We start from the raw sequence: 14734 nt of genomic DNA on the forward strand, positions 1-14734 counted from the left end.
GCATATCGGATTAAACCGAGATTTATAATTTGAAAAACGTTAATGTATAGTTTAAGCCATATCCATAGATATGGTCAGATGGGAACAACGATATATTGCAAGGAGGTATCATGATAACAGCAAAAGAGTTTTACCAAACATGGTGCGATACTATTCGGCACCGAAATGACGAAGTCAAACAAAACTGGAGTAATACAAAACTCACAAGTTTGGTAATTAAAAATGAAAATTCTATCGTAGTTGATATTTCCGAGCGGTTAGGATTACTTTGCTTTAACGGCGATTTTCATAATATTGATTCAGTTTTTTATCGTGAAGAAGACTTAATACAAGAGTACAGCCCTGGATGCTATCTCACAGATATTCGTATTGCCTTTGAGCATGAAAATGACTTTTATAGTGGTCTTTTTCAAGAAGTATCACATCTATTGCTAATAAATTGTGACCTAAAAGTCGTCGTGTCTTACCCTCGCAGTGAAAAAGCAGAATTCAGTATGTTGGAAAACTTACATTCGATAATTTCTTCAAGCAGGATCAGTCAACATTTAGCTGATACAGATGGTTTTCTTTTTATTATGGGGCACGAAAAGGCCAACTTATGGAAAGGCTGGGTGTATAAATCTGATAACTGGGAACTAGTTGCTGAAGCAAACACAATATTTTCATCAAAAGAGCAAAATTAAAATTTTTAAGACATCATTGATTCTTGCTACTTCGTTAGTTTAGTAAGCCATCCGTTTTTCATGTCTGGACCAGGCTAAACCTCACCATTGTTAAGCGGTGAGGTTAAGTTACAGGTGATAAGTTAGTTGTGCCTGGGACTCTTGATGAGCAACATATCGCAGGGGGGATTATTTAACAGTGCCATAGTGGTGCTGCCAACCAGGTGCGATAGCAACATGTTTCGGGTTACATTGCCTATCACCAAAATGTCACTGTCTTGTTTGTTAACCCAGTCTGTCAGGGCTTTTTCCGGTAATCCATTTAGTAGTACTGCGTGTTTCGGAGTCGCCCCAATGCGCTCCATAAAATCATCCAGTCCCTGTCGATGTAATGTGGATATTTTGTGTTTGTACTGAATAAAGGATGCCGGCACATGACAGGCATGGGCAATAACCCACTCAGATTTGAGTAACTTGGCCAGGTTGCGGGTTTTCTTCGAGATAATAAAATCCAAATCGTCGGGACGGGAGTTTTCGTGTAATGGGTCTACCGCGCCAATGAGCCTGGTTTGGCTGTTCCACGCTTTGGGCTGCATGACTAAAACATGGCACTGCAAATTCGCGAGGTCCTGGAAAATCGGGTGACGCTCAGTTATCTGCTCATCCTGGATAAGTAACAGGTTGTCTTTCTTTCCTTGTGTGCAGGCTTCGATCGTCTCCATGTAATTCGGTTTGTCCAGCACGATAAAGTTAAATGCCAGGTTTTCCTGTTTCATTCGTTCCTGAATGCGCTGCTGTTTTTCCTCCTGCTCTTTAATCCAGGTCTGTTCCGCCTGTTCCGATTTATCAAACATAAACCAGTAATGGCGTTCGCGGGCCCGTAACCGATTATCAAAGACAATGCTGATGGTGGCATGATGCAGTTTCGCCAGTTTGACAACTTTGTCTTCAACGGCAGGATGAATTGTATGCTTACCATCCACCAACCAAATGATGTTGGCGGTTAAAGAGGAGGGTGTCTGTTCCATAGCCTTACTCGCAATTGAAAATAGTGACGGATATTGATGTTAGGTAAGCTGCGATTGCGTTCATTTCGCGGCTAAATAATCATCGGAAGGATCGATGACAAAATGTTGCTCCAGGGCTTCCCGCCCCAACAACATCAGGTGCTTCATAATAGAGCGGTCGGTAAGTGTTAACTCGATATCCCAGGTTAAATTACCCAATTGTGCCGGTGTTTTTATCACGCAACGACGCTCTTTTTCACCATTAGAGGATTTTATCCAGCGCACGTCGTGTAACGGTGCGGCGCATTTAATGGTCTTTTCAACGTCGTGAAAATCAGGATGAAACCAAAATTTAACTTTTTTGGCAGTTTCATCGATTTCGATGTGGTCAACATGCAATGCTGACGTCTTTGCGCCTGTGTCTATTCGGGTCGCAATGGCAGTTAGGCCAAGTTCTGGCAAGTCGATTTTTTCTGCGACACCAATCACAACTTTGTCGGTAAGAGGTTGGGGGAGTTCGCTATTGCTCATAGGTCCTGACTCACTATGTTGTTATCAGATTGCGGTAATAAATCATCCTGCAACTGCTCGATATGTTCAGCTACCTGACTGGGCGTTTCAAAGTCTGCAATATGATACATGGCGTCACCTTCTTGTACGAGCGGGATATTTTGCTTGCCGATGATAACACCACTATTAGGTGCTTTTAAAATATCGACAGCAGATCCTATCGGACTGCAGATTTCGGCAAGTACATCACCTTTGTTGACATGATCACCCAGGCGTTTTCGGTCTGTTACTGTACCACTACTGGTGGCTCTGACCCAAAAACTGTGGTTGGAAACAAATGGTTCTACCGTTTTCGACGGTTTGCGTTTGCGTATCATACCCAGATGAGACAATACGTTAAGCACGCCTTTTAATCCGGCCCGTATAGACAACTCGTCAAAACGCAACGCCTGTCCGGCTTCGTAAAGCAGAACCTTACAACCTTTTGACGCCGCGGCCTCACGCAATGAACCTTCGCGAATGTCAGCATTCAATACAACCGGTACACCAAAGGTGCGGGCCAATTGCATGGTTTCATCATCATTCAGATTTGCCCTGACCTGAGGAAAATTACTGCGATGAATCGCCCCGGTATGTAAGTCAATACCATACTGGCATTTGCTGACAATCTCCGATAAAAACAAATGCGCCAGTCGACCTGTCAGTGACCCTTTGGCGGAACCGGGAAAACTCCGGTTCAGGTCACGTCTGTCAGGCATGTAACGGCTTTGATTGAGCATGCCGTAAACATTTACGATTGGTACGGCAATGATAGTCCCTTTAGACAAGCGGAAAGACTTCATTGTGAGCAGGCGCCGGATGATTTCTATGCCGTTGAGTTCATCGCCATGCACTGCCGCGCTGATAAACACCACGGGGCCGGGTTTGCGGGCATTAATCACTTCCACCGGAATGGAAATTTCTGTGTCCGTGTAAAGCCTGGCAGCCGGTAATTCCAGTTTTACTCTGGAGCCGGGTTTAATCAGGGTCTTACCGATTTCTAAAGGTTCTGTCATGCTAGCCTTTACCTCTTGTTTTATTGTTGTGTGGTTTGGCGTTTTTTTCAATAAACTCAATAACCAGTCCTGCGACATCTTTCCCGGTAGAGGTCTCAATACCTTCCAGACCCGGTGACGAGTTTACCTCCATTACAACAGGGCCGTGAGAAGAGCGCAACAAATCGACACCGCAGACATTTAATCCCATGATCCGGGCAGCCTGAACTGCGGTCGCGCGCTCTTCTTTACTTAACCTGGTTAACTCAGCGGTACCACCGCGATGCAGATTGGAACGAAACTCGCCTTCTTTGCCCTGGCGTTTCATGGCAGCAACCACTTTACCACCGACTACAAAACAGCGAACGTCAGCACCGCCTGCTTCCTTGATAAATTCCTGTACCAGGATATCAACTTTAATACCCATAAAAGCTTCAATGATACTCTCTGCGGCTTTTTCCGAGTCAGCGAGTACTACACCGATGCCCTGAGTTCCTTCAAGGATTTTGATAACCACCGGCGCACCGCCGACATTTTTAATCAAATCTTTGATGTTATCCGGCGAGTGTGCGAAACCGGTTCGCGGTAAGCCTACACCTTTTCGGGATAAAAGTTGTAATGAACGTAATTTGTCTCTGGAACGACTGATGGCAATTGATTCATTGACACAAAAGCTGCCCATCATTTCAAACTGTCTGACCACCGAGGTACCGTAAAAGGTGATGGATGCCCCAATACGCGGAATAATGGCGTCATATTGAGGCAGGTTTTTCCCTTTGTAGCGCACTTTAGGGCGGCTGGATGTGATATCCATGTAACAGTGTAACGTGTCAATGATATCCACAGTATGGCCGCGCGCCAGTGCGGCCTCTTTCAATCGTTGTGTAGAGTACAGTCGCTCATTGCGCGATAAAATTGCTATTTTCAAGTGGTTGTCCTTGATTATTCTTTTAACAGAGCGTGTTGTTCTTTGCTGCAAAATTGTACCGCAAAATTCAACACGCTCTCGTTCTTAATGACCAAAATATAAAATAATATCTACTGCGATCAGGTAGATAATGATCCATTCCAAAAAGGCGGAGTGTTTGTGATTCTGCTCTGATGCCAGCATTTCCAACAGCTCATTGATGGTACTGAGTTTCAGGTTCAGCAGCTCCACTCTGGGTTGCAGATCCAGATAGCGTGAAATTTGCAGATAGTTGGCTTCCTGTTCAGGGTATTCCCAAAAGAACTCCGGCGTATCCAACAGGTTAAAGCGTAATACGATATCGTTACGGGTTTGGAAAAGGCTTCCTCTGGCTTTTGCAAGAGCCTTGCGGGACAGCGGAATCTTGCCGGTTTTGGCCAGTGTTTCAGACAGGTGAGAATGTTCACGGATGGTTTTTTCCGCTAACACTTCAAATTGTTCCAGCTTTTCAGATTGTGCCAGCCCATGACTGACGGCAAGCAAGGTCAGCAAGTCGTCGTCGGGTAGGCGGATCTCATCGTCTCTGACCATTAAACTGGCGTTCTGCTCCACTTTGAAATGGAAGTTTTCCCAGGCGTGATCGTCTGTGCCATTCTGGGTACAACTCAGGACTTTGACTAGCAACTGAGTTTTATCTTCTTCTTTCATTTTCCAGGCACAGATCACCCCGTAGTCAAATACAAAGGCAGTGCTGCCGTGATACGCGATGTACAAGGCATCACGGTACTGGTGGATAACAAAACTCTTGTGCAATTTTGCTTTCAGAGCCTGTAAATCAATATTGTGGCCGAGCAGTTTAGTGCTGACCTGGTGTTGTTCTGTATTCATTGCAAACTCTCTACGCTAGTAATAGTTAAGTTCTTGATTACTATCTTAATTATTTCTACGCTTTCAGTTTGTTCGCTGCTAGTCGACAGGATTAATCTCAGATAGCCTATAGTTTCAATGTAATGGCAAACAGGGAATTACATTAAATCTAACCCTGTAGACTGAAATACAGGTCACTAAGTCACATCTGGCAGGAGAAATTTGTGACTTTTACTGTAAAATTCTCGTCCTTACATAAAACACTGAGGTACGGGAATTTCCAGCCCGAAGGGGCTTCGTGAGTTTTTCAGGCAATGCAATTGGCAGAATGTGAACACACAGTTCGGAATCTCTGGTTGTGGTGCCCTGTACGATTGTTATCATATTGATTAATAATGACATTATAGAGGACTAAGCATGACAGATCCGCTACCTAATTTAATCCAGGAAGTGGTGGCTGCACCCCTGACCGGTGAAACTGACTCTGTAGCCCATATCATGCTTGAGGAAGATGCATCGGATATCGCATTACTACTGGAATCAATACCGGTAGAACAGCGTCTGGCTGTCTGGAATGAAGTTCCGAGACACAAAAAAATAGATGTGCTGGTTGCCATGCGTGGCGATCCGCGGGAAGTACTGATCGATGCCACTGAGAATGACGAGTGGCAGCAGTTGTTTACCGATATGGATGCTGAAATCCTGTTGGAACTGGCCGATTCCCTGCCTGACAGGTTAGTAGAAAGTGCGCTGTCGGTGATGAATAAACAGCAGCGCAAGTATTTTCAGGACGCCAGCTTATTCGCCGACAACCAGATAGGCCATTGGTTAAGTCACGAAGTTTTAGTGTTGCCTATCAGTGCCAAAGTGCGTGACGCATTGCGCCTGATTCGACGCAATGTTCCCGATCTTACCGATTGCATATTTTTAGTGAATCGCGCCGGTCATTTTACCGAGGCCGTAAGGTTGACCAGTGTTTTTGGTGCGCCTGAACACCTGCCATTGGTGGAAATTTCTGAAGAATATATTGATGTCGTAAAAGTGGATGATGACAGTGTAAACGCCTCCCGGTTAGTGCAGCGGGCTGGCTATATGGCATTGCCAGCGGTTGACAGTAACAATGTGCTGCAGGGCCGGGTAGACATGATCACCGCCAGTGAACTGGTTAATGAAAACTATGAGCGCCAGGTGATGTCATCGGCGGGTATGGACGAGGACGAAGATTTGTTTGCGCCGGTGCGAAAAAGCGCAAAAAGCCGTGCTGTATGGTTGGGTATTAATCTGATAACGGCGTTTTTGGCCTCCTGGTTTATCGGTCTGTTTGAGGCGACTTTGCAACAGGTCGTCGCGCTGGCGGTGTTGATGCCGGTCGTGGCCAGCATGGGCGGCATTGCCGGTAGTCAAACACTAACTCTGATTGTACGAGGACTGGCACTTGGACAGGTAACCCGTGGCAACCGAAACGCTTTGCTACAAAAAGAATTGCGGGTCGGTGGCTTAAATGGCGTAATCTGGGCCGTTGTTATTGGAATTGTGGCCTTTTTCTGGTTTTCTGATCCCTTGTTGGGTTTGGTTATTGCGTTGGCTATTTTGTTCAATATCATCGCTGCCGCGCTGGCGGGTGTGTCGTTACCCATTATTCTTGATAAACTTAAAATTGATCCGGCGCTTTCCGGCTCCGTAATATTGACCACGGTAACTGACATTGTCGGTTTTGTGGCCTTCCTGGGATTGGGCACATTATTTTTATTGTAGCGACTGAGTATTAGGACGTTTTCAGCGATATGTCATTGAATTTTTCGGGCAAGCCGGTGTTGTTTGCCTTTTTGGTTTTGGTTTGTTGTCAGATCCGTTATAGCAACGCGATTGAAGTAACGTCTGAGCAAAAGCTACCTGACAATGTACTCAGCAACATTAATGCTCACCTGAGTGTCTTTCCGGCACCGGAAAAATGCGTGCTGAGTAATCGCTACCGAAAAAAGGTCTATGCTGCCATCACCAGCGCATTGCAAAGCAAGAGTTATTATCTGGCGCAAATTCAGGATTTACAGCCCGCCAGTGAACAGGATTGTGGGCGCTGGCGACTGACCCTGGAGTTAGGCCCGGCGTTAACAGTGCGGCACATTGAACTCAATTCACAACAAGTGCAACAGCAAACAGCCATTTTGACGGACATTTTAGCCCGCTTCCCGTTTAAATCCGGTGACAGATTCGATCATAAACGCTATGAGCAATGGAAGTCAGAAGTAACCAGTACAGCGTTACTGAAAGGCTTTTTTGATTTTGCTTTTGAAAAGCATGAGGTCATTGTTGACAGTAATTTTATCGAGGCTGATATCCGTTTGCAGCTGCGCATGGGAACCCGATACCGGTTTGGCGACTTAGTGACAATCGCTAATCAGAACGACGCGGCACTCATCGCCGGGTTAAATCCCATTATCAAAGGTGAAGAATATGATGCGCTGAAGCTGAACCTGTTCAGTCAGCAACTGAAACGATCCGGGTATTTTGAAAGTGTATTCGTGCGGCCATTGGTGCCTCAGTCGGAGGATTTCCAGGTGCCATTGGAAGTGGTTTATGAGTTCAAACCGCTGCACGAGTTTAATGTCGGTGGAGGTATATCCTCTGATACCGGACCACGGGTGAGGTTTGGCTGGCAACGTTCAAGGTTGAACTCAGCCGGGCATAGCATCGAAACAGAACTATTTGCCTCAATGGTGGAGCAATCCTTAGAAGCGAACTATCGCATTCCTCTGCGGGATCCGGCGAAAAACTTTGTCAGTTTGCAGCTTGGACTCAAACATACCGATGACAACGATACGCAGAGTAACACCTTATCGGTGGCTGCAAAGCGCCATTGGCTGGAGCCGGATTCAGGCTGGCAACGCGTGGCGCAACTGCGCTACGACAGGGAAACCTTCCGTCAGGCAGACGCGGATGAAATTACCACGGCCTTGTTGTTGCCGGGCTATACCTGGAGTCGTTTTCGCAATAAAGGGGAGTTGGATCCCTATTGGGGCGACAGACAGATCCTGTCTGTTGAAGGGGCCAGCAAGGCACTTGCCAGTGACCTTGACCTGGTGCGGGTTGTAGCGCAAACCCGTTGGCTCAGAACTTATCAGCAACATCGCTTTTTTTGGCGAATGGAATTGGGGGCCTTATCCACCAATAATTTTGACGAAGTGCCTTCGTCATTGCGTTTCTTTGCCGGTGGTGACCAAAGTGTGCGTGGTTTTGGTTACCAGTCTTTAGCACCGCTCGATGCTGAAGGGCAGTTGTTAGGGGGAAGATACCTGTACACTTCAACACTAGAGTACACGTTTGATGTGTTACCCGAATGGCGATTGGCACTGTTTGCTGACGCCGGTAATGCCGGTATGTCCTGGTTTGATAATGTCGCTACCGGGGTGGGCGCGGGCGTTCATTGGGTAACACCCGTGGGGCCGTTAAGGGTTTACATTGCTCGTGGTAACAATGAGCAAGAGTCCACCTGGCGACTGCACTTTTCTTTAGGGCCAGCACTATGATTAACTGGCAATCTATCCTCAGACACAGCTACCTAAGCGTGCGAATTGTACTGCTGCTCAGTTTGATGCTCGTGGCATTAACAGGCTTTTTAACTTACACCACAGCCGGGGCTAATTTCCTCATCCGGACAGTGCTGCAACAGGTACCGCAGGTGACGGTGTCGGAAATTAATGGCAGTATTTTTGGCGAGCTGACACTTAATGGTGTTGAACTGGAACAGTCCGGTAACAGGCTGGCGCTGGCGCAACTGAGCTTGGATCTGCAACCAGCCTGTCTGTTGCGTTTCGAGGTGTGTATCGACAAGTTAGCGCTGCAACAGCTTGAGGTGGCGATTGCGACCGGGTCCGCCAGTGCACAAACCTCGATTCCGGCAGACCCTTCATCATCACAAGCACTACTGCAGTTACCACTGCCCGTTTTAGTAAAGCAATTCAGCTTAAAAGAGCTGTCGCTTAGTTTAGATGGTCAGCCCAGAGTACAGGTACACTCTGTTGCAGCCGGATTTCGCTTTTACCGGGAATTAGTGGTTCGCCAAATGACCTCAGAGGATCTGAAGTTGTATTTGCCGGAATCTGAACCTGAAACCGTGTTGACACTGCAGGCGCAATTGGAGCAATTGGCTGAGCTGCAATATACCCCGCTGACATTGCCTGGGTTATCTGTTCCTGTAAGGGCGACAGTGAACGACTTATCCTTCAAGGATGTACAGCTGTTTCGTGGTGATGTCAGTCAATATCAGCTGACTTCTGTTGCGGCACAACTGAGCATCACACCGCAACAACTGTTGCTAAAGGCGCTGCGCCTGAACATGGCCGGTTATTCCCTGACCGGTACAGTGCAAACCAGTGATAACTGGCAGGTGGATGGCGATTTAAAGTTAACCGGCGCAGCCGGAAAGCTGGCATTAACGATAAGCGGCGCACCGCAGCAATTAAACCTGAAGCTCAATGGCCAGGGAGAGCTGTCAGACATCGCAATCAATGGTGAAGTAGAGCTGCAAACCTCATTAACATCGGCACACTTGCCGCTGCAATTACAGGCCCACTTCGCCAACCTGAAATTACCGGGAAATACACTGCTTCACGATACCAGTCTGGTGCTGCAAGGTGATTTGCAGCAGTTTTATGTGCGGGCCAACAGTACCCTGGAGCAGGCATTACTGGAACCTGTGTCCCTGGACTTAGATTTGTCAGGCAACCTCAGTGACATCGCGATCAATCAAATTGCATTGCTGGCCTCAGAAGGACGTGTGCAGGCCACCGGACACGTTCACCTGGCGAATAATCCAAAAATCAAATTGGCCATGGAGGCTAACGACATAGCGTTGAGTGCTTTTTTCCCGATACCGGATACAGCGTTATCTGCACAGAGTCAGCTACAGATAAACGTAACCGGTAACCAATTTGATGTAGATGGCCAGCAATTACAATTAGCTGTGCCATGGCAAGGAGATATAGCAAGGCTGACGGGTGAATATCGCTATGCTTCCGACGGCCACACGGAACTCAACAATCTGGCGTTTCAGTTGGGCGAAAACCACATTGACGGGCAGGCGATATTGAGTGCCGATAAACAACTTCAGCTCAGCGGAAAGCTTAATCTAATCCATCTGCAGAGTTTTCATTCCGATATAGCGGGAAGTGTCGTTGCTGAGGTTCAGATGCAAGGACCATTGCAACGACCACAATTGTCGCTTTCAGGAAAGGGAGAACAGCTTCGCTACTTGCAGTATCGCCTGCAAAGTTTTACATCAGAAATTGCGCTTGCCTGGGCTCCGACAAGCCCTTTCCAGTTAACACTTGATGCAAAACAACTGAAACTCAGTGACGAACTAGTACTGGATTTACAGCTGAATTCCACCGGTGATGCTGCCCGCCACGAGATTGAGTTTGCGCTGGACTCTGACTGGCTGCAGGTGGCAGCGAACCTGGAGGGAAGGCTATCTGAAACTCAATGGCAGGGGGCGTTTCTCAACAGTCGGGTATCGCGCAATGCCATCACTTTTGCTCTGGAAAACAAGACGGAGTTATTACTTGACTGGCAAAATCAGCAATATCGTCTGGGTGCCGGTTGCTGGCTGCACAAACAGGATGCCGCTGTTTGTATCAGGCAATTAAACTGGTTTGAGAATACGGCAAAGCTTGATATTGACGGAAAGGCATTGCCACTTATTCACTGGTTGCAAGGTAATCACCGATTGTTGCGCAAGCTAAAAAGTGACAGTTTGCTGAATTTTAATTTTCAGGCGCAGTTGTCAAATAATCAGTTAACGGCACTGGATTATGAAGCACATTTTACTCCTGAACAGTGGCAATTGTTCGATGAGGAACAGCTGTTTTTCATTCAGACCCTGAATCTCAAGGCGGCATTAAAAGACCAACGTATCATTGCTGAATCTACGTTACTCAGTGATGGCTTAGGCACTTTTAGATTTAACGGGCAAATGCCGTTTGCTGCTGACTTTTCTCAAATCGGTGTAGATGAAGCCAGTCTGACAACCCGCATAGAGCAATTTAAATTAGCCCCGTTTGGATACCTGGTACCCCAGGTGGAACAACTGGAAGGCATCATCAATGCAGATATTTCCGCCAAACTGAATAACCAATATCTCGCCTTTACCGGAGACGCCAGATTACTGGAGGGACGGGTACTGAGCCGGGAGTTAGGTATCAATGTGCACGATCTGTCACAAACCCTGATATTTGACGGTCAGACGGTAACTTCATCCGGCGACTTTAAAATGGGCAGCGGCGCTGGTTCACTTCAGGCCGATGTCACCTGGCAGAAGGACTGGAATGTTCACATGCAACTCAAAGGTGAGGCGCTGGAGTACGATGATAATTTAATGGTTAATCTGAAGGTATCTCCTGATATCGAGTTGTCGCTGTCTGAATCGTTGCTAAAACTGTCTGGCAAAATTAATGTGCCGCAAGCGAGTGTAAAAATTAAAACCTTACCAGAGGGCGCGCAACGGCCATCTGCCGATATTGTGTTCGCAGATAGTCCAGACAAAAACGCCACCACAGGGCCAAAGCTGGTGCTGGATTTGGCATTGTTTGTTGATCCTAAAAAGCAAAAAAGTGTCAATTTGGAAGCGTTTGGACTGACTACGTCCCTGACCGGCAACCTGCAACTCAATGGCGGGGAAACGTTAACCGCCAACGGCGAAGTGTCGCTGTTAAATGGCACGTACAAAGCGTATGGCCAAAACCTCATCATTCGACAGGGAGATTTGTTGTTTAATGGTCCGTTGGAATACCCCAGTTTATCGCTGGAAGCGATTCGTGATCCACAAGTTACCTCAGACAATGTCATTGCCGGGTTAAGAGTGGAAGGTGCCGCCAGACAGCCCACAGTGACCGTATTTTCCAACCCTGATATGTCTCAGGCGCAAGCGCTATCCTACTTGTTATCAGGTAAAGCGCTTGGAGCTAAAAGCAACGCGTCGCAGGAATCGGTGTTTGCCAATGTATTGCTTAGTTACGGATTAAACAAATCTGAAGGCGCCGTTTCTAAAATCGGTAAAAGCTTTGGTGTCGAGGATCTCAGCCTGGCGATGGAAGGGCAAGGTGATAGCTCAAAAGTTGCAGTGAGTGGCACGATTGCGCCCAATGTTAAAATTGCCTACGGCGTTGGCGTGTTTGATGCGATTTCCGAGGTTTCCTTGCGTTATCAGTTGTTACCACAATTGTATCTGGAAGCGGTAAGTGGCTTGTCTAATGCTTTCGATATTTTTTACGAGTTTAATTATGATCCTAAACCTGAGGGTGAGGTAAAACAAAATGATGATTGAATGTCTGTGTACAACATCAATGCCTTGTCGAGGGGAGCATAGCCTTGGCTGATCTGTCCGGAGATAAATCATTAATTCACATGAAAGGGCAAATTCATGGTGCTGTTTATCAGGTCGTGGTGTTGTTGATTGCCTTAATACTGGCTCTTACTGGTATCTGGCTGAGTCACCTTCAGTGGCTTGGATATGAGTGGTTCTCCCGCGCCGGCAGCCTGATAGTGGTGTTGGGGGTTGCCTCCGGATTTGGCGGAATTTTTCAGGAGCAACTGTTGCGCAGCCGTCTGCTGGTGCAGGAGCGCATTGCCCTGGCGAAAACCCGGCGCAAGTTAAGATTGATGCAGGCACCCCCCGAATTCGCTGACGAAGAAATTAATCGCGTTGTTAAACAGTACGATGACCTTGAAGAAAGTTTGCAAACCTCCATTAAGGTTCAGGCGGGCACCCTGGAATTTTTTCTGCTGGTGGTGGGTACGCTGATCTGGGGTTTTGGTGATATCGCTATTGCGTTGTTATAACTGACAACGCGTTGTTTTTTGGAGTTAAATATGAAATTAAATTTAAAATGGACATTTTTCCTGACCCTGGTGGTGACCGGATTGTTCAGTCACGGTCAGGCCGCAGCACAACAATCATCGCAACAATCTCCGCCAAATCCAACGGCGTTTATTGAAAAGGTAGCGAATGATACCTTTGAGCAAATTAAACTGCTTAGGAAAAAAGGCGAGATTGCCCCAAAAGATCTGGAAAACATTATCGAGCAGTATCTGTTGCCTCATGTTGATCATATTTACACCGGGTTACTGGTGCTGGGTAGTAGTGCGAATTCTTCTGAGAAAAGTGATATTCAGGCCTATCTGGATATATTTAAATTGTACCTGAGTAGCACCTATGCCGCTTCCCTGAATTATTATAATGATCAACAGGTGTTATTCGAGCCGCTCAGAGATTTCCAAAATAAGGACAAAGTCAGCATTAATGCTCATGTTAAGGAAAAGGGAAAGCCAGACGTACAGATGCAATTTAAGTTGCGACTGGACAAATCAGGTCAGTGGAAAGCGTATGATCTGGTGGTTGAGGGAATTAGCCTGGTGCAAAGCAAACGCTCTGAATTTGCTCCTCTTTTAAGACAAAAAGGTTTGCCGGGATTAACCCAAACACTGAAACAAAAGGTAGAGGGCTAAGGCAGCTCTGAGTTGAGCTATTCACGCTCTGGTTAACGGTTCGTCAGGCCGCTGTTTGTAGCGGCCTGATTGGGTTTTAAAAGCTTGATACCCCCGAACATTCACTCTTTTTCGGGCTCTGCGGATTGCACGATAAACTGAGCGTCATAGCGGCTTAGTTTGTTAAACTGGATCATATCGTTAAGTTCTTCCATGTAATGTTCACCCCTTTCAGAGTAGCGCTCCAATCCGGGAAGCAGGGCCGGACCACGCAAAGGGGCGTCGTTCTCTCTGATGGACTCGCGTATTTTTCTCAGCTTGAAATAAGCATCATGGCGATTGAGGTTTAGCAGATATCGGTTAACTGACTCTCTGGCATCGTCGAAAGCGGCTACTTCATGTTTACTGCCTGCTGTCCTGTTATTGGGAACCAACCCACAACCTTGTGAAAAGCACCACTGACCGAAATAATTATTGCCTTCTGTGGCAAATCGCGAGGTACCCCAGGCACTTTCATTTGCAGCCTGCGCCAGGGCCAGTGACGGGGGAACATAATCTACGCGCCGCAGCAGTGTTTGCCAGTGGTCATCATTGTCGATGTCAAAATCTTGCAGATAGTATTTTTCGGCAAGTTCCTGAATGTCACTGATATCGCTTCTGGAATAGTCCTGATTGAGTCGGACGCTGATTAAATGTTCCCGAATTGCCAGAATCTCTCTGTTTTCCTCATTGATAATGGGCAGAAAGTAATCAAAAAAGGCTTTCTTGCGTTCAGGGCCAGCAGCAAATTCTTTGAATTGGGGAGCCGGTGGTACGGCGGGTTCTTTGGATAACCACCATGCGATAACGATAGCTATTATTACCAGTATAGTGATGAGAAAGGACTTTTTTGTTATTACCATATAGGACCTTTTTAGACTTACCCTGATCTTGATACGCCGATTGTGCCGGTTGCGATCACAAGTTTTTAAATGCCCGCGGTAGTTTTGTTTAAAAGTGATCTCAACCGCGTAGTTCTGGCACAATCAACCATGCCCTAAGTATGGAATAAGAACGGGTAATTGTCAGATTTGTGTGACCAGAGCGTATCGAATATTAACCGGGTTAATGACTTTTCTGGGGCATTGTGCGGCAACAGAAGTGGCGATTTGGTATCCAGGAATCATCTTTTTATTTGATGTTTGTGCTATTAATAATAGCTGGGTTGCCGGGCTTTGTTGTGAAAGGCCCGTGCCAATAAGAAACCCTGACCAGCAATACCCATAT

At 46.7% G+C, this 14734-nt stretch carries 12 protein-coding genes; 6 read left to right on the forward strand and 6 right to left on the reverse strand.

Annotated features, from left to right (window positions below; all coding sequences use genetic code 11):
* Positions 1-110 precede the first annotated feature (110 nt).
* The gene (locus tag AC0J20_RS06240; protein ID WP_473021031.1) at positions 111-683 is read left to right on the forward strand and encodes a hypothetical protein; all 573 of its coding nucleotides are present in this window, start codon (positions 111-113) and stop codon (positions 681-683) included.
* Between the two features lie 122 nt (positions 684-805).
* On the opposite strand, the gene AC0J20_RS06245 is transcribed toward AC0J20_RS06240, so the two are convergent.
* The 5 genes from AC0J20_RS06245 to AC0J20_RS06265 form a co-directional block, all read right to left on the reverse strand.
* The gene (locus AC0J20_RS06245) at positions 806-1690 is read right to left on the reverse strand and encodes a universal stress protein (protein ID WP_473021032.1); all 885 of its coding nucleotides are present in this window, start codon (positions 1688-1690) and stop codon (positions 806-808) included.
* A 60-nt stretch (positions 1691-1750) separates the two neighbouring features.
* Positions 1751-2200: an ATP-dependent zinc protease family protein gene (locus tag AC0J20_RS06250; protein ID WP_229530745.1), complete on the reverse strand. Its 450-nt coding sequence runs from the start codon at positions 2198-2200 to the stop codon at positions 1751-1753.
* Positions 2197-3234, reverse strand: coding sequence for a succinylglutamate desuccinylase/aspartoacylase family protein (locus AC0J20_RS06255; protein ID WP_473021033.1), 1038 nt, complete (start codon positions 3232-3234; stop codon positions 2197-2199). The genes AC0J20_RS06250 and AC0J20_RS06255 overlap by 4 nt, the downstream gene beginning before the upstream one ends.
* A 1-nt stretch (position 3235) precedes the next feature.
* Complete coding sequence (gene rimK / locus AC0J20_RS06260; RefSeq protein ID WP_229530747.1) at positions 3236-4141, reverse strand: 30S ribosomal protein S6--L-glutamate ligase; 906 nt, start codon at positions 4139-4141, stop codon at positions 3236-3238.
* Between the two features lie 84 nt (positions 4142-4225).
* Entirely contained in the window at positions 4226-5008 is a 783-nt protein-coding gene (locus AC0J20_RS06265; protein WP_229530748.1) for an RMD1 family protein, read from the reverse strand.
* Between the two features lie 396 nt (positions 5009-5404).
* Between AC0J20_RS06265 and AC0J20_RS06270 the strand changes: the two genes are divergently transcribed.
* From AC0J20_RS06270 to AC0J20_RS06290, 5 genes are read left to right on the forward strand one after another with little or no spacing between them, the layout of a single operon-like run.
* Positions 5405-6742: a magnesium transporter gene (locus AC0J20_RS06270; RefSeq protein ID WP_473021034.1), complete on the forward strand. Its 1338-nt coding sequence runs from the start codon at positions 5405-5407 to the stop codon at positions 6740-6742.
* A 29-nt stretch (positions 6743-6771) separates the two neighbouring features.
* Positions 6772-8514 (forward strand): autotransporter assembly complex protein TamA, encoded by a 1743-nt coding sequence (locus tag AC0J20_RS06275; protein ID WP_473021035.1) that lies wholly within the window; start codon positions 6772-6774, stop codon positions 8512-8514.
* Positions 8511-12308: a translocation/assembly module TamB domain-containing protein gene (locus AC0J20_RS06280; protein ID WP_473021036.1), complete on the forward strand. Its 3798-nt coding sequence runs from the start codon at positions 8511-8513 to the stop codon at positions 12306-12308. Before AC0J20_RS06275 ends, AC0J20_RS06280 begins: the two co-directional genes overlap by 4 nt.
* Positions 12309-12352: 44 nt before the next feature.
* Complete coding sequence (locus AC0J20_RS06285) at positions 12353-12823, forward strand: hypothetical protein (protein WP_473021037.1); 471 nt, start codon at positions 12353-12355, stop codon at positions 12821-12823.
* Positions 12824-12853: 30 nt separating this feature from the next.
* On the forward strand, positions 12854-13489 hold the full coding sequence (locus tag AC0J20_RS06290) for an MlaC/ttg2D family ABC transporter substrate-binding protein (RefSeq protein WP_473021038.1): 636 nt from the start codon (positions 12854-12856) through the stop codon (positions 13487-13489).
* 101 nt (positions 13490-13590) lie between these two features.
* Here the strand turns inward: AC0J20_RS06290 and AC0J20_RS06295 are convergent, their stop codons facing one another.
* Positions 13591-14370 carry a glucosaminidase domain-containing protein gene (locus tag AC0J20_RS06295; protein ID WP_473021039.1) on the reverse strand — a complete coding sequence of 260 codons (780 nt, stop codon included), beginning with the start codon at positions 14368-14370 and terminating at the stop codon, positions 13591-13593.
* Positions 14371-14734 lie beyond the last annotated feature (364 nt).

The organism is Planctobacterium sp. R6 (assembly GCF_055755215.1).